Annotated in this window: 19 protein-coding genes; 11 read left to right on the top strand and 8 right to left on the bottom strand. The window is 71.7% G+C overall.

Annotated elements, in window-relative coordinates; translation table 11 throughout:
- Position 1: 1 nt before the first annotated feature.
- The 4 genes from BJ964_RS40070 to BJ964_RS40055 form a co-directional block, all read right to left on the bottom strand.
- Positions 2–1,492, bottom strand: coding sequence for a hypothetical protein (locus BJ964_RS40070; protein ID WP_188125542.1), 1,491 nt, complete (start codon positions 1,490–1,492; stop codon positions 2–4).
- Between the two features lie 85 nt (positions 1,493–1,577).
- Entirely contained in the window at positions 1,578–1,853 is a 276-nt protein-coding gene (locus BJ964_RS40065) for a hypothetical protein (RefSeq protein WP_188125541.1), read from the bottom strand.
- A gap of 177 nt (positions 1,854–2,030) precedes the next feature.
- Complete coding sequence (locus BJ964_RS40060; RefSeq protein WP_188125540.1) at positions 2,031–2,471, bottom strand: deaminase; 441 nt, start codon at positions 2,469–2,471, stop codon at positions 2,031–2,033.
- A 68-nt stretch (positions 2,472–2,539) separates the two neighbouring features.
- Entirely contained in the window at positions 2,540–3,052 is a 513-nt protein-coding gene (locus BJ964_RS40055) for a DUF1990 family protein (RefSeq protein ID WP_223149693.1), read from the bottom strand.
- Positions 3,053–3,211: 159 nt separating this feature from the next.
- Here BJ964_RS40055 and BJ964_RS40050 point away from each other — a divergent pair, with 159 nt between their 5' ends.
- The 3 genes from BJ964_RS40050 (at position 3,212) to BJ964_RS40040 (ending at position 7,137) form a co-directional block, all read left to right on the top strand.
- Positions 3,212–5,065, top strand: a complete 1,854-nt coding sequence (locus BJ964_RS40050; protein WP_188125539.1) for a serine/threonine-protein kinase — start codon at positions 3,212–3,214, stop codon at positions 5,063–5,065.
- A gap of 2 nt (positions 5,066–5,067) precedes the next feature.
- Positions 5,068–5,604 carry a DUF6529 family protein gene (locus tag BJ964_RS40045; RefSeq protein ID WP_188125538.1) on the top strand — a complete coding sequence of 179 codons (537 nt, stop codon included), beginning with the start codon at positions 5,068–5,070 and terminating at the stop codon, positions 5,602–5,604.
- A gap of 225 nt (positions 5,605–5,829) precedes the next feature.
- Positions 5,830–7,137: a hypothetical protein gene (locus BJ964_RS40040; RefSeq protein WP_188125537.1), complete on the top strand. Its 1,308-nt coding sequence runs from the start codon at positions 5,830–5,832 to the stop codon at positions 7,135–7,137.
- Between the two features lie 29 nt (positions 7,138–7,166).
- On the opposite strand, the gene BJ964_RS40035 is transcribed toward BJ964_RS40040, so the two are convergent.
- Positions 7,167–8,012: a DUF4262 domain-containing protein gene (locus tag BJ964_RS40035; protein WP_188125536.1), complete on the bottom strand. Its 846-nt coding sequence runs from the start codon at positions 8,010–8,012 to the stop codon at positions 7,167–7,169.
- A gap of 204 nt (positions 8,013–8,216) precedes the next feature.
- Here BJ964_RS40035 and BJ964_RS40030 point away from each other — a divergent pair, with 204 nt between their 5' ends.
- The 3 genes from BJ964_RS40030 to BJ964_RS40020 are packed head-to-tail and all read left to right on the top strand — an operon-like array spanning position 8,217 to position 10,586.
- Positions 8,217–9,458, top strand: a complete 1,242-nt coding sequence (locus BJ964_RS40030) for an MFS transporter (protein ID WP_188125535.1) — start codon at positions 8,217–8,219, stop codon at positions 9,456–9,458.
- 36 nt (positions 9,459–9,494) lie between these two features.
- Positions 9,495–9,959 (top strand): DnaJ family domain-containing protein, encoded by a 465-nt coding sequence (locus tag BJ964_RS40025; protein ID WP_203832881.1) that lies wholly within the window; start codon positions 9,495–9,497, stop codon positions 9,957–9,959.
- Positions 9,960–10,010: 51 nt separating this feature from the next.
- Positions 10,011–10,586, top strand: a complete 576-nt coding sequence (locus BJ964_RS40020; protein ID WP_188125533.1) for a carbonic anhydrase — start codon at positions 10,011–10,013, stop codon at positions 10,584–10,586.
- A gap of 40 nt (positions 10,587–10,626) precedes the next feature.
- On the opposite strand, the gene BJ964_RS40015 is transcribed toward BJ964_RS40020, so the two are convergent.
- The gene (locus BJ964_RS40015; RefSeq protein ID WP_188125532.1) at positions 10,627–10,947 is read right to left on the bottom strand and encodes a hypothetical protein; all 321 of its coding nucleotides are present in this window, start codon (positions 10,945–10,947) and stop codon (positions 10,627–10,629) included.
- Positions 10,944–11,213 carry a hypothetical protein gene (locus BJ964_RS40010; protein ID WP_188125531.1) on the bottom strand — a complete coding sequence of 90 codons (270 nt, stop codon included), beginning with the start codon at positions 11,211–11,213 and terminating at the stop codon, positions 10,944–10,946. The genes BJ964_RS40015 and BJ964_RS40010 overlap by 4 nt, the downstream gene beginning before the upstream one ends.
- Positions 11,214–11,649: 436 nt before the next feature.
- Between BJ964_RS40010 and BJ964_RS40005 the strand changes: the two genes are divergently transcribed.
- The 3 genes from BJ964_RS40005 (at position 11,650) to BJ964_RS39995 (ending at position 14,873) form a co-directional block, all read left to right on the top strand.
- Positions 11,650–13,083 carry a hypothetical protein gene (locus tag BJ964_RS40005; RefSeq protein WP_188125530.1) on the top strand — a complete coding sequence of 478 codons (1,434 nt, stop codon included), beginning with the start codon at positions 11,650–11,652 and terminating at the stop codon, positions 13,081–13,083.
- 84 nt (positions 13,084–13,167) lie between these two features.
- On the top strand, positions 13,168–14,262 hold the full coding sequence (locus BJ964_RS40000) for an LLM class flavin-dependent oxidoreductase (RefSeq protein WP_188125529.1): 1,095 nt from the start codon (positions 13,168–13,170) through the stop codon (positions 14,260–14,262).
- Positions 14,259–14,873 carry an FMN reductase gene (locus BJ964_RS39995; RefSeq protein WP_188125528.1) on the top strand — a complete coding sequence of 205 codons (615 nt, stop codon included), beginning with the start codon at positions 14,259–14,261 and terminating at the stop codon, positions 14,871–14,873. The genes BJ964_RS40000 and BJ964_RS39995 overlap by 4 nt, the downstream gene beginning before the upstream one ends.
- Positions 14,874–14,964: 91 nt before the next feature.
- Here BJ964_RS39995 and BJ964_RS39990 read toward each other — a convergent pair whose 3' ends face one another.
- The gene (locus tag BJ964_RS39990) at positions 14,965–16,392 is read right to left on the bottom strand and encodes a hypothetical protein (protein ID WP_188125527.1); all 1,428 of its coding nucleotides are present in this window, start codon (positions 16,390–16,392) and stop codon (positions 14,965–14,967) included.
- A gap of 143 nt (positions 16,393–16,535) precedes the next feature.
- Here BJ964_RS39990 and BJ964_RS48725 point away from each other — a divergent pair, with 143 nt between their 5' ends.
- The gene (locus BJ964_RS48725; RefSeq protein WP_262479416.1) at positions 16,536–16,661 is read left to right on the top strand and encodes a hypothetical protein; all 126 of its coding nucleotides are present in this window, start codon (positions 16,536–16,538) and stop codon (positions 16,659–16,661) included.
- A 147-nt stretch (positions 16,662–16,808) separates the two neighbouring features.
- On the top strand, positions 16,809–17,561 hold the full coding sequence (locus tag BJ964_RS39985; RefSeq protein WP_188125526.1) for a sulfite exporter TauE/SafE family protein: 753 nt from the start codon (positions 16,809–16,811) through the stop codon (positions 17,559–17,561).
- Positions 17,562–18,622 lie beyond the last annotated feature (1,061 nt).

Raw genomic sequence — 18,622 nt, 5'->3', positions numbered from 1 at the left:
GTCAGAAATCGCGCCACGTGTCGAACCAGTCGTCTGTGGTCGGAGTGGGGACGCCCGCCCGGGTGGCCAGGGTGGCAAAAGCGTCTCCGGCCTCCTCGCGGCGCAGCGTGTCGACGATTCCCCACTTCTCGTCGATCTGGTTGATCGCCTCCACCAGGGCGCGCAGGATCGGCTCGGCGTCGGCGGGAGTCCGGGTGGCGGGCAGGCGGTCGACGGCCCGCAGCGCGACGGCGAACGCCGTGCAGGCGGCCGCGCCGGCCTTCGGGTCGTCGTCGGCCCAGTCGCGGAACGGGTTGTCCATGTTGGCGGCCAGCCAGCGGTCCGTCTTGGCGCCGGCCAGCGACAACCCCACATCCGTACGCCGGAGGCGCGCCCGCAGTTCCTTGGCCACCGACCCGCGCAGACCGTGGATGTCGAGGTGCCGCAGACCCGGCAGGTGGGTCAGCAGGCCGGCGTCCACGCCGTACGCGTCGACCATCTCCAGCAGCCGCAGGCCGGGCAGGCCGGCGAGCGCCGCGGGATCGTCGAGGCGGCCCGGTGGCCCGGACCAGTGCAGCCGCAACGTGTGCGTCTCGCGCAGGCCGGCCACGGTGGCGGCGGACAGCACGCCCGCGCCGGTCAGCGACACCTGCCGCACCCCGTCGAGCCCGGACGGCGCCGGTGTCGATGGGGTGACCAGGAACAGCGCCAGTCGCAGCCAGCGGCCCCGGTCGGCGGCCCGGACCGTGCACCGCGACCCGGTCGGCCCCAGATCCAGGTGGTGCGCGCCGGCGGGCAGCCGGATCTCCCGCAGATCGTCACCGGAGGCCCGCAGGGACAGCACCGACGTCTCGCTCAGGTCGATCAGGGGCGGGGCGCCGAACCAGTTGACCCCGCTGACCAGCGGATGCCGGGCCAGCGCCGCGGTGAGCCCGCGATCGGGCCCGGACCAGGTGATCTGCGTGCATCGGGGCAGCCGGTCGAGGACGCTCCAGTCCACCGGGCCGGACGCGGGCACCGGGATGTCACCGGAGCGCAGGTCGAGATGCCCGAGGGCGGTCGTCAGCGTGACCGGCCCGGCGCCCAGATCGGCGGTGACCGGCTCGGGCGGGCGCAAGGCCCGGTAGGCCGCCCGCACCGGCTCGGGAAGCCGCTCCCAGCGTCGCTGACGGACCATGTCGGCGACCGGGGACTGCCACCCGGAGAAGCCGGTGCCGCCCGCCGGGACGCCGGCCGGCACCGGCAGATTGCCGATCCACTCGAGATCCGGTGGCATCGGATGGTTCTGCGGGAAGACCGAGATCTGCGCGATCCGACCGGTCCAGGAGTGGTGGTCGAGGTGCACGAGACCGGCGTCATGCAGGTCCGCCGGCTCGGGTGGCCGTGGCCCGGACCAGTCCAGCGCGTGGAGCGTCACGTGCTCGCCGGTGATCTCGCTGATCTGGCAGGCGCCGTAGCCGCCACCGGGCAGCGGGGTGGCCGCCACGTCGCCGACATGAAGCTGATCCGTCATGCCCGGGACGGTACCGGGCGCCTCTGACAAATCACGATCAGTAACCGTCGTCGATGCGCCCCGCGAGCGGGGTGGGGAACGGTCGTCAGAGGACCGCGCGGAACTCCGGCCAGTGGCCCCAGAACCGCTCGACCTCCTCGATCACGTTCTGCATGCCGGCCACGATGTCGCGCGGCACCGGCGTGCCGTCGTCCCAGGTGGGAGTACTTGGCAGGTAGTAGAGGCCGCCGCGCACGCCTGGTTCCACGCCCAGTGTCAGCACATGCCCGTCCACCTCGAACTGCGTCGCGAAACGGCGGCTGCGCACGATCGCTCCGGAGTGGTGCTGGGCCTCCCGATGCTGCAGTTCCTGGACTGTCATGGGTCTCTCCTCACCGATAACGGCCGTGAGCCTGGTAACAGTGAGTACGCGTCGACGGGGTGCGGCGTTCAGCGCCGGACGGAAAAACTTACGCCCGGAAGCGGGCGACGGCCGGGACGGGCCGCCCGGCCGTAGCCGATCGGCGGAACCGCTTCGTAGCCCGTACCGATGAAGGGGTCAAAGGGCGAGATGCGCGTTGGCCGCACGTGCCGCCGCGGCGAACTCGGGCAGCTCGACCACCTCGATGCCGGCGGCGATCAGCAGCGCGACGCCCTCGCAGGTCACGAAGAGGTCGGGCTCACGCCAGGCGATGACCACCCGGGGGATCCCGGACGCGATGATCAGACCGGCGCAGGTGGCGTGCGGGCGGCTGGCGCGTTTCGAGCAGGGTTCCAATGTGCTGTACATGGTCGCGCCCCGCAGCCGGGCCCGGTCACCGACCCGGACCAGCGCGGACTCCTCGGCGTGCACCCGCGGGTCGGAGTCGCGGGACCAGCCGCCGGCCAGCTCCCGGCCGTCCGGATCGACGATGACCGCCCCGACCGAGAACGCGGATGTCGACGCGGGGCAGCGATGCGCCAGCTCGATCGCGTGGCCCATCCACCGGTGGTCGTCCATCCTGCTCCCCGTCGTTCGGCTCCGACCAGCACCTTAGCGCCGTGACGTGGGCCTCTTCGCGGCGGCGGTCACCGGCCGGACAGGTCGCGGAGGGCGGAGACGTAGCGGTTGGTGACGTACGCCTGGATCAGGCGGGTCACCGGGCCGCCCAGCCGGGCGAGCGGCGTGGCCGGCCGGGAGAACGCGGTGATCCGGAAACGGACCCGGCCACTTCCGGTCAGGTGTACGAGAAACGCCTCCTCGCCGCGCCCGGGATGTCCGGGCAGCGTGCCGTAGGCGAATCCCTGCCGGTCCGGCTGGTCCACGCGGTAGACCACCTGGACCGGCGCGGCCACCCCGAACCGCAGCAGAACCGGCTGACCGGGGGTCGCCGGACCGGACGCCGTGACGTCGATCCCGGCGGCCCGGTGCATCCGCCAATGCAGCAGCGCGGCGGCGGCCCGGTCGAACGTCTCCTGTCCGGCGCCGATGTCGACGTCGCGGCGCACGTGTTTGTACCCCGACGGCAGGAGCGCTTCCCGGGTGGCGCCGACCTCGGCGTACGTGAGCTTGGTGTTTATCGACATCATGGTGGTCCACATTGATCGGCATCATGTGTATGTGTGAAGAAGATTGCGATGACTGCACGGCCACTAGAACAATGTCATGAATTGATGGGCGACGCCGTGAACCGGGAAAAGATCAACGTGGTTATGACAGTCGGTGGCGCATAGCCGATCTGAATGGCAAGGGGTAACGGGATGGCCGGTCAGGAACCACTCGGCAGGGAATACCTGTTGCACGAGGAGATCGGCCGCGGCGCGATGGCTGTCGTGCGGCGGGCGACGAGCCGCCACGGCGGCGTGCCGCTGGCCGCGAAGCTCCTGCGCCCCGAACTCGCCGGGGACCGCCGCGTCCGGGAACTGTTCCTCCGTGAGGAGGCGGCCCTGCGCGCCCTCGACCATCCGTCGATCGTGCGGCTGCGGGACCTGATCGTGGAGGGCGGCACCCTCGCCCTCGTGATGGAGTTCGTCGACGGCCCCAACCTGCGGCGCTACCTGTCGATGCGCGGCGGGCGGCTCACCCCCGGCGAGGTCGTCACGGTCGCCGCCCAGGCCGCCGCCGCGCTGGCCGCCGCACACGAGCACGGCGTCGTGCACCTCGACCTCAAACCGGAGAACATCCTGGTCCGCCGCGGATCCACGCCGCCGGAGATCCGGATCACCGACTTCGGGGTGGCGGTGCTGCTCAACGACGCCGATCGGGGCGCGGCCGGCGGGACGCCCGGATACACCGCCCCGGAGATCTTCCAGGGCGCGGCGCCGACACCGGCGGCCGACGTGTGGTCGCTCGGCGTGCTCCTGCTGGAGATGACCACCGGGCGGGCCACCGGGGATCCGTCGGCGCTGCCGGGGCCGCTCGGGCCGGTGGCGCGGGACTGTCTGGCCGCCGATCCCCGGCGACGGCCGCCGGCCCGGCGGGTGGCGGCCTATCTGCGGCAGTTCGCGGTGGGTGCGTCTTTCGGGGGTACGGGTACGCTCGCGCCGCCTGCTCCGGTTGCCGGGTTCTCGGCGCCGGGGCCGGTAACCGACCATGATCCTGAGCCGGCCACGCTGCCGCTCGGGTTCCCGCCGCCGCAGCTGCCGCAGCCGCAGTTCCCGCCGCCCGCCCCGCCGCAGCCGCCGCGTCCCGCCTTCGCCGACCCAGGGCCGGGTCCTGGTGCCGGGCAGCCGCCGCCGGCTGGTTTCGGGGACCCGAACGCCGGTGTCCGGCAGCCGCCGCGGGCCGCGTTCGTGACGCCGGGAGCACCGGGGCAGCGGGACACCATCGGCAGCTGGGCAGGTCAGCTGCCCGGCACCGGGCCGTACCCGCCGGCGCCCGCCCCGCCGCGTGAGCGGTCCCGGTGGCGCCGGGGTCCGCTGATCACGCTGGCCGCCGCCGTGGTGGCCGCGGCGGTCCTGGCCGGTATCAACATGACCGCCAACGCCGGTGAACGCTCCAGCCAACTGGTCACCCAGGTGAGCGTGCCGCCGAAGGTGTCACCGGTGGAGGCCACCGGGTCGGCCGCGCCGGCCGCGACCCTGCCGCCGACCACCGAGGTGGCCCTGCCGCCGCTGAACACGCCGAGCGCCGAGCGGCTGCGGGTCACCCTGGCCGGCAAGGTCGAGGACGACGCCGGCACGCTGGCCATCTCGATCCGGGACGGGGTGGCGATCGCCTACGTCTGCGACGGCGACCGGCTGGAGGTGTGGCTCAAGGGCACCGCCCAGAACGGCCTGCTCAACCTGACGGGCAAGAAGGAAAGCAAGATCACCGGCCTGTTCGACGCCCGCCGCGCGGCCGGTGAGCTGACGGTCCAGGGCGCCACCCACCGCTTCGAGATCGGCGTGGTGCGCAAGCCGTCCGGGCTGTACCGGCTGGCCGGCCGGGTCGGCGGCGCCAACGTCAACGGCGGCTGGATCGTGCTGGCCGACGGCACCCAGGTCGGCGTGCTGAGCCGTGCCGAGGTGCCCGGCCCGGCGCCGCGGCTGGACGTCGCCACCCGTACCACCACGATCGACGGCGAGACGGTCACCGGGACCAGCGTGGACGCCGAGACCGGAGAGGGTTTCTGACCGTGCCGACCGCGGCCCCGCTCCGGCCCCGGGTGTGGCTCCCGCTGGTCGCCGGGGTGGGCGTCGCGGTGGTGCTGGGTGTCTACGGCCGCCTGCACGAGCCGGTCGGCACCACCGACGTCACAGGTTTCCTGCGTTTGCAGACCGCGAAGGTGTGGCTGGCCACCGCGGTCGGGATTCTCGCTTTCGTGCAGGTGGTCAGCGCCGCGGTGATCTACCGGACCGGGCCGGCGCCCGGGTGGGTGGCCGGTCTGCACCGGTGGAACGGACGGCTCGCCCTGCTGCTGTCGGTGCCGGTCGCGGTGCACTGCCTCTACCGGTTCGGGTTGCGCTTCGACACGCCCCGGGTGCTGGCCCACTCACTGTTCGGGTGCCTGTTCTACGGCGCGTTCGCGACGAAGATGCTGCTGCTCAGCCGCCCGGGCCGGGGCAGCGGGTGGGCGTTGCCGGTGGCCGGCGGGGTGGTGCTCACGGCGGTGGCCGGGTTGTGGCTGACGTCCGCCCTATGGTTCTTCGCCACCATCGGCGTCAGCTGGTGACGGTATCCTCTGTGGACCGATGACGTGATGGTCGCCGGTGGCCCTGGCGGCCGGAAGAGGCGACCGGGTTCACCGACGCGCAGGTCGCCCTCTACGGCGGGGTCGCCCGGAAGCCTTGAGGCCGGGCACGGCAGCTCCCCCTTCGGAATCGGGTTCGGGTAGGCGTACCCCGAATGGTGTTCTTCCGGGATCGCAGCGTGATGTCCGGCGATGAGAGTGGCGACCATGAATGCCGTTCGGGGGAAGGCGCTCGCCTGGTCGGGGCATCCGGTCACGTTGGCCGCGTTGCTGCTAATGGCCGTTAACGATCATATTTTGAAGGCCGCCTATCCGGGCTGGGTGACCGGGAAGCTCAGCGACGCGGCCGGGATGGTGCTGGCGCCGCCGCTGCTCGCGGCCGTCACCGGCCTCATCGCGCCGCGAGCGAGATTCCGGTGGGTCGCGCCGAGTGCGATTCTCGCCGTTGGCGTCGGGTTTCTCCTGGTCAAAGCGACGGCGTACGGTGCTGAGCTCGCGTCCTCAACATGGAGCGCGGTGACGCCGACGCTGATCCGGGCCGATCCCACCGATCTGCTGGCGCTGCCGTTCCTCGCGGTGGCGTGGTGGGTCGCGCGGCGGCCGCCCCGTCCGGCTCCGCGCTGGTTGCGGGCGTTGCGGCTGGCCGTGTTCCTGCCGCTGGCACTGGCCGGCGTGGCCGCGACGAGCCCGGCGCCGCACCCGATGGCGCAGACCGTGGCGATCGCGGACGGCGCCCTCTACCTCGGCTACGAGGAGGGCTACGGCACCGACTGGTCGGTCAGCGCCGACGGCGGCCTGACCTGGGCGGACTCGGCCGAGGGCCCGGGGCCGATCCGGACTCCCGACTGCTCGGCGGCCGCCCCGGTGGTCTGCTACCAGGCGGTGCCGGGTGAGATCGGCGTCCAGAGCGGCACGGCCGGCGGCCCCTGGACCGTGGACTGGCGACTGTCCGACAAGGATCAGAACCTGCTGGCCGAGACCTACGCGGACACCAGCGTCGGCGAGTTGCAGACCGTGTCGGTCGGGGTCCTCGACGTCGACGGCGGGCACGTGGTGGTGGCGGCGAACGGCCGGGACGGGTTCGCCGTCCGGGACGTGTCCGGGCAGTGGCAGCGGATCGGATTCCCGAGCCTCACCCCGTGGGACGAGGCGCCCGCCGAGCTGGCCGCCGCCGAGTCCGAGTCGACGTCGGCCGATGTCCGGATCCTGGCGCTGTTCGGCATGTTCGCCGCCGGCCTGATCATCACCGTGACCGGCGTGGTGGTCATCCAGCGTGCCGGCGGCAGCGGCCACTGGTGGTGGATGCTGGTCCCGCACCTGCTGGTCGGCGTGGTCGTGCTGCCCTCGGCGCTGCTCGGTTACCGCGACCGGGACTCGATCATGGCCCTCGCGACGTGGGTGGCGCCGTTCCCGGTCGGGTTGGTGGCGCTGGTCTGCACGATCGCCGTCGTGATCAGCGCACGGGCGCAGCGGCGGGAGGCCCGGGCCGCCGCGGCACAGAACCGCTGGTACTGACCGTACTCACCGCGGCTCGATGGGCATCGTCATTCCGCCTCGTCCCGGTCGCGTTCCCAGGCGCCGTCGTCGTTCAGCCACGCCCGCTCGCCCGGCGCCAGGCCGGCGACCTCCCGGATCCGTGGATGCCGGGCCAGCAGATGATGCAGGTGCACCACCCGGATGTCGTCGGCGGTGACATCGCCGCCGTCGACGAACTGCCACGACCCGTCGGTGTCGTGCACCACCCCGCGGACCGGGGCGCCGTCCTCGACGATCCGTTTCAGGGTGAAGACCTGCGCGCGGACACCGTCCGCCGGGAACGGCCACGGCGTGACCTCGTCCAGGTCGGCCCACAGGCCGTGCCCGTTCTCCTCCGGCGGCAGCCACAGCACCGGCTGGTCGGCCCGGCAGTTGTCGCCGCAACCCTCCTCCCACGGGAAGACGCCGTTGCGGTCCGGCCACACCAGCTGCACGATCGGCAGCGGCGGCCGCCGGTAGAAGTTGAGCGCCGACCCGAACAGCCGCTGGTACCAGGCCGGATGCACCGGGCGGACCTCCAGCGGGAAACCGTCCAGCACATCGTGCACCCGGCGGTCCGGGCCCAGCGGTCGACCGTTGAGGATCTGGTCACCGAGCCGGTTCAGCCACCGCTGCATGCTGGACTGATCCAGCCCGAACATGGCGATCTCCGGACTGCCCAGCCGGTGCCACAGCCCGACCGTGTAGACCCACGACGGAACCCCGTCGTGACCGCCGTTGCCGACGACACTCCAGTCGTGCTTCTTCACCAGCTTGGCGGTCGCGTCCCGCCAGCCGCGGCAGCCGTCGTCGTCCCGGTTGCGCTCGCAGATGTGGCAGGAACAGTCCCGCCGCGGGTCGATCCAGTCGGTCACCGGACACCGAGCCGGTCCAGCAGCTCACCGAGCGGCCGTACGTCACGGTAGGCCACCAACGTCCCCCAGAACCCCATGCGCAGAGATCATATTGATACGCGCCCACGCGCCGCATGCCGGGCGATCTCGGCCTCGGCACATCTTGACCTTGCCCCTGGGGGAGGGTTGAGGCTCGCTCCTGCCGGGTTCGGGTGGGAGGGCGTCGTGCGGTTGGGTGTGTATCTGGTCGATCGGCGGCCGTTGGCGGTGGCGGCCTTTCGGCGGCTCTGGGTGGCTTCGGTCGTCACCGCGGTCGGGGGGTCGTTCAGTCTCGTCGCGGTGCCTGCGCAGCTGTTCACGCTCACCGGGTCGTCGGGAACGGTCGGGGTGGCCGCGGCGGTCTCGTTGGGTGCGCTCGCCGGGTCCGCGCTGTGGTCGGGGGCGCTCGCCGACGCGATGGACCGGCGGCGGCTGCTGATCGCCGGGAACACCGGGCTCGGGCTGTCCTACCTCGGGCTGTGGCTGAACTCGCTTCTCCGGCTCGATGCGGTGGCGGTGCTGCTCGTGCTCGTTGCGGTGCAGGGTCTGAGCTTCGGGGTCACCCTGACCACGACGGGCGCCGCAGTGCCCCGGGTGGTGCCGCGCGAGCTGCTCGTCGCGGCGAACAGTCTCAGCTCGCTGACCCGCTACAGCGGCGCGGTCGCCGGTCCGTTGCTCGCCGGGGCGCTGATTCCGGTGGTCGGGCTCGGCACGCTCTACCTGTTCGACGCGCTGGCGCTCGGGCTCGTGCTGTGGGCGGTGGCCCGGCTGCCGACGATGCCTCCGCCGGCGGTCGCCGCCGGGCGTGTGCTGCGGCGGCTCGGTGACGGCTTCCGCTATCTCGCCGGGCACCGGCTGCTGGTCGCGATCCTCGCCGTGGACCTGGCCGCGATGGTCTTCGCGATGCCGCACGCGCTGTTGCCGGAGCTGGCCGAGCGCACCTACGGCGGTGCGGTGGGCGGCGGTGCCGAGCTGGGAGCGCTGTACGCCGCGTACCCGGCCGGTGTGCTGCTCGCCGGACTGCTGTCGGGGACCTTCGGCCGGGCCCGGCGGCACGGCGCGCTGATGGCGTCGGCCGCGATGGCCTGGGGCGGCTGCGTGATCCTGCTCGGCCTCGCCCCGAACCTGTTCGTCGCCGTGGTGGCACTGGGCGTCGGCGGGGCGGTCAACTTCGTGCTCAGCACGTTCCGCAACGCGATCTCCCAGGCCTACACCGATGACGCCCTGCGCGGCCGGATCCAGGGTTCGCTCACCGTCGTCCTGATGGGCGGCCCCCAGCTGGCGAACATGCTGCACGGGCTCGGCGGCGCGGCGGCCGGCGTCCGCACGGCGATCGTCGCCGGTGGCACGCTCACCGTGCTGACGGTCGCGCTGCTGGTCCGGACCATGCCCGGCCTGTGGCGTCACGACGGCGGAGGAACGACCTAATCTGGTACGGCGATGAGTGAGCGCAAACCAGCGGGCATGAGTGACGAGTCGTGGGTCGAGCAGCGGATCGGTGAGGCCGTCGACCGGGGCGACTTCGAGGGGCTGCCCGGCACCGGCCGTCCACTGCCGCAGGGGGAGGCCGACGAGGACTGGTGGGTGCGCGGCTACCTGCGGCGCGAGGACGTGTCCACCGACCTGTCGCTGCCCGCTCCGCTGGTGCTGCGCCGGGAGGCCGACGACATCGACCACACCGTGGGCCGGCTCCTCGACGAGGCGGCGGTCCGGCGGGTGGTGGGCGAGCTGAATCAGCGGGTCGAGGAGTCGTGGCGGCGGCCGGCCGACCACGGTCCGGTCGCCCGCCGGGTGGACGCCGAGGAGGTCGTGGCCCGCTGGCGGGAGAACCGGACCGAACCGGCGCCAGTGCCCGTGACCGCGCCGCGGACGTCCTGGTGGCGGCGTTTCCGCCCCCGGTTGAAAAGATCAACCACACCCAGCGCATGATCAGTGGGGTACTGAAGGGACCACCGCATCCTCACCCCGCGGGAGACCCCTGTGCACGAGATCTGGAAGCGACTGCTGGACGGTAACGAGCAGTGGGCGACCGACGGCCGGGACGCCGCGCGGCGGACCGAGACGGTGGGTGGCCAGCACCCGCTTGCCGTGGTGCTGGGCTGCTCGGACTCCCGGGTGCCGGCGGAGACCGTGTTCGGGCAGGGGATCGGCGACCTGTTCGTGATCCGTACGGCCGGCCACACGCTGGACACCACGGTGCTCGGGTCGGTCGAGTACGCGGTCGGGCACCTGCAGACGTCGCTGATCGTGGTGCTCGGGCACGACCGGTGCGGAGCGGTGGCGGCGGCGATCCGGCTGGTCGACGAGGGGGTGGCGCCGCCCGGGCACATCCGCGGGATCGCCGAGCGGATCGCGTTGAGCGTGCGGCGGGCCCGGCACGAGGGCGCCGTCACCGCCGAGGAGATCGCCGCCCGGCACACGGTCTACACGGTCGAGGAGTTGCGGCTGTGGTCGGCGGTCCCGTTGCAGGCGGTGGACATCGTCGCGGCCCGGTACGACCTGTCCCGCGGGACGGTCACCCAGGTCTACCAGCCGGTTGATCGAAAGCCCGGTTGATCGAAAGCCCGGGTACGGCACCGGCCGTGCCGTTGCCGCGCTAGGCGGCGTGCCCGGTCGCGGCGACGTGGGCGATGGCGCGCCGGAGCACTGCCAGGGAAACGGTCTTGTCGGTGGCCATCTCCGCAAGACCGAGTTCGATCCATTCGCGGATGAGCTGCGAGTAGGGCACCCCGGCCTGAGTGGCGGCGGCGCGGATCTGCTGTGCCAGCGGCGCGGGGACGCGCAGGCCGAGCGGCACCATCGGTTCCGTCTCCGGTGCCGGCGGCAGCGGGGCGGCGGCGGTTTCGTCGTAGCGGACGTCGCCGGCGGCGAATGCCGTGGCCGCTGCGGTGATCTGTTGGTCGCTGTACTGGCTCATTGCGCCTCCCATGCCTGGAACCGGGCGAGTTCGTCGGCGGTCATCTCCCGGGCGCCGATGATTTGTTGCTCGTGGTCACCGAGTAGCCGGACGGCGACGACCAGTGGCCGTCCGGCGTGGGTGCGGGCGCTGATCGTGAGGAACCGGACTCCGGCGCTTTCGGCTGCCACCGGTCGGCGCTGTCCGGCCGACAGAACCTGGGTGACCTCGTACGGGTCGACGTTGCGGAGGGCGGCCAGCGCCTCTGCCAGCCACTCGTATCCCACGCCGCCAGCGTAAAACGTTTGTTAAACGCTGTCGAGCCGTGTGCGCCGATGCGGCATCTCAGGGCCGGGCTCATCACCCGTGGCGGGCATTGCTCGGCCGTTCGTCCTTCGTTGCCACCGAATCAGCCCATCGCACCAGCGATCGGCCGCTGGTTGGACGGATGCGGCCGGGTTCCGCCGACCGGGGTCCGGCCGGTAGGAGAAGACCACCGAAGCCTGGACGCCACCGATCTACGGGCCGGCCAGAAGCGCGCCGGGAAGATCGCCTTCGATGCGGGTATGAAGGCCGGCGCCGTCGCATGGGCGCCCGGCGGATTCGGCGCGGACACGGTCGCCCTTGCCATCGAGCGCTTTCGCGGCAGCCCGGGAAGAACGGTTCGTGTACCCGTACCGAAATGGGATTGAAGCGTGATCTCGGGCGGCGAGGGTGGCCATCGTGGACACTTCTCGGGGGAGATCGCTGGCCTGGCTCGGGCATCCGGTGTCGATGGCCGCGCTGGTGTTGCTGGTTGTCAATGATCATGTGTGGAAGGCCGTACACCCCGGGTGGGTGACCGGGAAGCTGAGCGATGTCGCCGGGATGGTGCTGGCGCCGCCGCTGCTCGCGGCCGTGACCGGCCTCATCGCGCCGCGGGCGAAATTCCGGTGGGTCGCGCCCGGCGCGATTCTGACGGTGGGCGTGGGTTTCGCCATGGTCAAGACGATGGGGTACGCCGCCGCGCTCGCCTCGGACGCATGGAGCCTCGTCACGCCGTCGCTGGTCCGGGTGGATCCGGCCGATCTTCTGGCGCTGCCGTTCCTGGGCGTGGCGTGGTGGGTGGCGCGGCGGGAACCGAGGCCGGCGCCGCAGTGGCTGAAAGCGCTCCGGCTGGCCGTGTTCCTGCCGCTGGCGCTGGCCGGAGTGGCGGCGACCAGCGCCACCCCTACGCCGGACGCGCACAGTGTGGTCGTCGACCCGGACGGCGCCCTGTTCCTCGGCGCCGACACTCTCGGCGACGGGGAGCCGTGGGCGGTGAGCCGGGACGGCGGCCGGACGTTCGTGCCGAGCGCCGGACCGCGTGCCGGGCGGTCACCGGAGTGCACCCGGACCGAGCCGGTCGTCTGTTATCGGGTCGTGGACCGGCGGATGGCCGTGGAGAACCGCACCGGGACCGGCCCTTGGCGGGAGGTCTGGGGGCTCGCCCCGGAGCAGGTCGACGAACTGGAGGAGGCCTACCCGGAGCCTTCGGACTCCACCCCGCTCTGGTCGGAACAACTGGCGGTGCTGGACGTGCCGGGCGGGCACGTGGTGGCGGTGGCGAACGGGCGCGACGGCTTCGCGGTGCGTGACGTGTCGGGAAGCTGGCGGCGGATCGGTCTCCCGACCATGGCCGACGATCCCGCCCCGATCGAGCTCGACGAGTTGATGGCCCGGCACCAGGCGGCCGACGAGTCCGGCCCGAAGTTCCTCGCCTTCGTGCTGGCGTGGTTCCTGGGCGGCCTGGTGGTCACCGCCGCGCCGGTGTGGCGGGCGCACCGCACCGGCGTCAACCCGAATCTGTGGTGGCTGCTGTTCGCGCAGCTCGCCTTCGGCGGGCTGGTGCTGTTCCTGACGGTGGTCGGCGTCTCCGGAGACGACCTCTCGATCGGGTTCGCCATCACCGGCACGCTGGTGATGATGGTGCTGGTGGTGGTCAGCTGGATCCTCGCGATGGTGCTCGCGCGGGTGCCGTTCCTCCGGGCAGCGGGCCTCACCGTGCTGGTCGTCGGCGCTTTCGTCGGGGCCTTTCTCCTCTGGGAGGCGACCGGCGCGGTCCGCATCGACACCGCGGCACTGATTCTGCTCGCCACGGCGGCGGCTGTGACCCCCGCCGCAGCCAAGGTTGTTTGAATCTGAAATAGTTGCCGAGTCAAACGCGTTGTGCGGGACAGTCCGGGACGACAGAGCCCCGGCAGGACAGTCCAGGAGCGGGTCATGCAGTTCGGAATCTTCAGCGTCTCGGATATCACCACCGACCCGACCACCGGCCGGACCCCGACCGAGGCGCAGCGCATCAAGGACATCGTCACCATCGCCAAGCACGCGGAGCAGGCCGGCCTCGACGTCTTCGCGCTCGGCGAGCACCACAACGAGCCGTTCTTCTCGTCGTCGCCGACCACCACGCTGGCCTACATCGCCGCGCAGACCTCGACGCTCCAGCTGTCCACCGCGACCACGCTGATCACCACGAACGACCCGGTCAAGATCGCCGAGGACTTCGCGATGCTCCAGCACCTCGCGGACGGCCGGGTCGACCTGATGCTCGGCCGCGGCAACACCGGCCCGGTCTACCCGTGGTTCGGCAAGGACATCCGCGCCGGCATCCCGCTCGCCCTGGAGAACTACGGGCTGCTGCACAAGCTGTGGCGCGAGCACGTCGTCGACTGGGAGGGCAAGTTCCGCACCCCGCTGCAGAGCTTCACCTCCACCCCGCGCCCGCTCGACGACGTCCCGCCGTTCGTCTGGCACGGTTCCATCCGCTCGCCACAGATCGCAGAACAGGCCGCCTATTACGGCGACGGCTTCTTCGCGAACCACATCTTCTGGCCGGCATCGCACACCGAGCGGATGGTGGGGCTGTACCGGCAGCGGTTCGAGCACTACGGCCACGGTTCGGCGGACCAGGCGATCGTCGGCCTCGGCGGTCAGGTGTTCATGCGCAGGAACAGCCAGGACGCGGTGAAGGAGTTCCGTCCGTACTTCGACAACGCGCCGGTCTACGGCCACGGCCCGTCGCTGGAGGACTTCACCCGCGAGACGCCGCTGACCGTCGGCAGCCCGCAGCAGGTCATCGACCGGACTCTCGGGTTCCGTGAGTACGTCGGCGACTACCAGCGCCAGCTGTGGCTCATGGACCACGCCGGCCTGCCGCTCAAGACCGTCCTCGAGCAGCTCGACATCCTCGGCGAGGAGGTCGTCCCGGTGCTGCGCAAGGAGTTCGCCGCCCTCAAGCCGGCCCACGTGCCGGACGCCCCGACCCACGCCTCTCTGCTCGCGTCCAAGAACGCCAAGGAAGAAGTCCAGGCATGAAGCAGCGAAAGCTCGTCGTCATCAGCTCCGGCCTGAGCCAGCCGTCGTCGACCCGCCTGCTCGCGGACCAACTGTCCGCGAGCGCGGTCGGCGCGGCCGCCCGGCTCGGCGTCACCCTCGACGTCCAGGTCGTCGAGCTGCGCGACCTGGCCCACGAGATCACCGACAACATGCTGACCGGGTTCGCCAAGCCGGCGCTCAAGCAGGCCCAGGACTCGGTGGCCGCCGCGGACGCGCTGATCGTGGTCACCCCGGTGTTCAGCGCCGGCTACAGCGGTCTGTTCAAGTCGTTCTTCGACGTCCTGGAGCAGGACGTCCTGACCGACAAACCGGTCATGATGGCCGCCACCGCCGGAACCGCCCGGCACTCGCTGGTGCTGGAGCACGCGCTGCGCCCGCTCTTCGCCTACCTGCGGGCCGCGATCCTCCCCACCTCGGTCTTCGCGGCCAGCGACGACTGGGGCGCCAACTCGGTCGAGGGCCCGCTGCGCGGCCGGATCGAACGTGCCGCCACGGAACTCGCCCGCGAGGTCGAGCGCCGCGAACCGGCCACGGTCACCGATCCGTTCGCGCTCACCGAGAACTTCGAAGACATGATCAAAAACCTTTGACGGTACGGGCTACGGGAGAAACCCGAATCAGCAGGCGACGGCCCGGTGCAACACCGGGCCGTCGCCACGCATCCGGGCTGAGGACTCAGCTTCAAACAACCTTGGCCGCGGCGGGGGTCACAAGGGCGGCGACGAGGCTCAGGTACAGCACGAGGTGACTCAGGTGGCCGGTCCCGAACATCGCCCAGACGATGTGGGCGACGATGAGCACACCCGCCACGATCAAGGTCGCCCCGACCCCCTGCGACAGCGGTCGCCGCCCCACCGCGAGCGCCACCAAAGGACAGATCACCGCCACCGCGGCGAGGGGAACCCAGGCGAAGCCGGCGGCGAGGCCCTGAGGCGTCCCGTTACCGGTCGCCTCGATCAGCCCGATCGGCACCGCGCCGCACGAAGCGGCCGCCAGCGGGGCCAGCAGCCAGTAGAGGCGTGCGCCGGCGCCCGCACCCCGGGCCCGCCGCACGGCGACGAGGGTGAGCACCAGCCCGCCCAGGAACAGGGAGAACGCAAACCTGAACGGCCCGTCGTCGGAGGAGTCACCCAGGTCCCGCGCGTCCTCGATCGGGACCGGAGCGATGTCCCTGGTCGCTGTCGGAAAGCCGATGCGCCGCCAGGATCCGGACACGTCCCTTACCGCGAACCCGTCCCGTCCGTTGGCCACCGCCACCACGTGGCCACCCGGCACGTCCAGGACCGCCAGCTCCACCGAGTAGAAGCTGCGGCGCGATTCCGGATTCGGGTAGGCGTTACCCAACGCCTCGACGTCCCTCTCGCTGATCTCCCAGGACAACTGCCACGGTCCGCCCTCGACGCGGCTCTCCACCGCGATCCGCCGGTGCACCGTCTGGTAGCAGACGACCGGCTCGGTCCGGGTGCACTCCGGTGACCGCCCGGCACGCGGTCCGGTGCTCGGCACGAACGTCCGGCCGCCGTCCCGGCTCACCGCCCACGGCTCCCCGTCGCCGAGAGTGTCGGCGCCGAGGAACAGGGCACCGTCCGGATCGACCACCACGTGCTCCGCCTTCGGCGTCGGGTCGGCGCTGGTCGCCGCCACTCCGGCCAGCGCCAACGGCAGGAACACGGCCAGCCGGAGCGCTTTCAGCCACTGCGGCGCCGGCCTCGGTTCCCGCCGCGCCACCCACCACGCCACGCCCAGGAACGGCAGCGCCAGAAGATCGGCCGGATCCACCCGGACCAGCGACGGCGTGACGAGGCTCCATGCGTCCGAGGCGAGCGCGGCGGCGTACCCCATCGTCTTGACCATGGCGAAACCCACGCCCACCGTCAGAATCGCGCCGGGCGCGACCCACCGGAATTTCGCCCGCGGCGCGATGAGGCCGGTCACGGCCGCGAGCAGCGGCGGCGCCAGCACCATCCCGGCGACATCGCTCAGCTTCCCGGTCACCCACCCGGGGTGTACGGCCTTCCACACATGATCATTGACAACCAGCAACACCAGCGCGGCCATCGACACCGGATGCCCGAGCCAGGCCAGCGATCTCCCCCGAGAAGTGTCCACGATGGCCACCCTCGCTGCCCGAGATCACGCTTCAATCCCATTTCGGTACGGCTACGCGAACCCTTTTCACGAAGGCGGCGATCCGGGTGCGCCCCGTTCCGGGCCGGGCTGCCACGGGAGCTTTCGATGGCTAGGGTGATCGCATGGGTGGGCTGAAGCCGTGGCATGTTCTGTGCCTGCTGTTCTGCATGCTGAGTGTCACCGCGATCGTCGCGGCGGTCCTCCTCATCACTCGGTCGCGGGCCACGCGGCGCCCACCCGACGCCTGATCGGCCCGGGCAGCGCCATCGGTGTCGCATGTGGCCGGCCCCTTGGGTGATCCACCGGATCGCTCCTAGGATCGCTCTTGATCACGAACCCATGGACGGCGGCGACCCTCGTCGGCGGCGACCGTCCCGTGTGAGAGGTGCACGCCCATGCATGCCATCGAAGCCGCCCAGATCCTCGCGGCAGGAGTGGTGGCCGGCGCGATCAACGCGCTGGTCGGCTCCGGAACCCTGGTGACCTTCCCGGTACTGCTGGCCCTCGGCTACCCGCCGGTCGTCGCCAACGCCTCGAACACGGTCGGCCTCGTGCCCGGCTCGTTCGCGGCCGCCTACGGATACCGGGCCGAAGTCGCCACCCACCGCCGCCTGCTGCTGCCCCTCGGCGCCGCGGCCGTGGCCGGCGCGATCGGCGGGGCGCTGCTGCTGCTCGTCCTGCCCGAGACCACCTTCGGCGCCGTCGTCCCGGTCCTGATCAGCCTGGCACTGGTGCTGATCATCCTCCAGCCCTGGCTCGTCCGCACGCTGCGCCGCCGGACGGCGGCCGGCCCCCGCCCTGTCGGCCCGGTCCTCATCGGCGCCGTGTTCGCGGCAGGCGTCTACGGCGGCTACTTCGGCGCGGCGCTCGGAGTCCTGCTGCTCGGCGTGCTCGGCATCCTCGTCTCCCCGAACCTGCAACAGGTCAACGGCCTCAAGAACATCATCGCCGGGCTGGCCAACACGGTCGCGGCCCTGGTCTTCGTCGCGGCCGGGGTGGTCGCCTGGCTGCCGGCCCTGCTGATCGCGGTCGGATCGGTGGCCGGCGGGATGCTCGGCGCCCGCTACGGCCGCCGCCTGCCGGACAAGGTCCTCCGCACGGTGATCGTCGCCGTCGGCCTGACGGCCGTCATTCGCATGGTCGCCTGACCGCGTTTCTGCGGCTGGGTTCTCAAGAGCTTTCGTGGTCGAGGTCCGCGTTCCGATCCTTTTCGGTACGCGTGTCCTCGTCCTGCCCTGTCAGGGCCGTTCCGTCCGCTCGACGCGATCTCGCTGCCCGCTCCGGCCTGTGCCGCACCCGCCGGGCGGAGATCGGTGCCCGGGCAGGCCGGGCCGCCCGTCACTTCCTCACCCTGCCGCCGGTCACGGCCGCCCGTCACTTCCTCACCCTGCCGCCGGTCACGGCCGCCCGTTTTCGGCCATCCTGGGCGGGCGGTCGCGGTGATACCGGCCAGGCGCCCGGGCTGCCCTCTGCCGTAGCGCCGGTGGCGCTGGGCGGGTGGTTGCGGTTTGCTGGCCAGGCACGGGGGTTGCCTGCTCGCGGCCGTTGCGCCGGTCGCCCGGTGCGGGTGGTCGCGCTTACCCGAGGGTGGGCGCGCACGGTGGTGGTGTCGTGGTCGCTTACGTGCCCTATCGCGGCGACGGCAGCCCACGTGGCGGCTTTCGTGTGCGCTCACCTCCGAAAGCCCAGACGGCCGGCACTCCGCGTGAGCGAGGAACCCGGTTCACCGGTTCTTGTGGGGGATAGAGGTCGCCAGAACAGCACGGATGTACCACGCATCCGCATGTATCCAAGATTTCGATCACGGTGAGTGGCTTCCGGTGGGTGTTCCGTGGCGCGACCGGCATCGAGCGTCACCACCCGTCTGGCGCGAGTGGCGTGACGGCATCGAGCGTCACCACCCGTCTGGCGCGAGTGGCGTGACGGCATCGAGCGTCACCACCCGCCTGGCGCGAGTGGCGTGACGGCTGGGAGTGGCCGCCGCGGTTGCCTGGTGAGGACCACCGCAACCACCCGCCTGGCGCGAGTGGTGGCACATGCGGGGGTGTCCAGCCGATTTACGCCCGGCGGGGCGGCACAGGCTGGAGTGGGCAGCGAGATCGCGTCGAGCGGACGGGACGGCCCTGATACGGCGGGACGAGGGCACTCGTACCGGAGAAGGAAGTTGGAAGGGGCTTGATTGCGGAAGTCCTGGATCCCGGGGCGGGCC

This window comes from Actinoplanes lobatus, from assembly GCF_014205215.1.
Classification (GTDB): Bacteria; Actinomycetota; Actinomycetes; order Mycobacteriales; family Micromonosporaceae; genus Actinoplanes; species Actinoplanes lobatus.
Note: the sequence above shows the minus strand (reverse complement) of the source record. Positions and strands in the feature narration are given on the sequence as shown.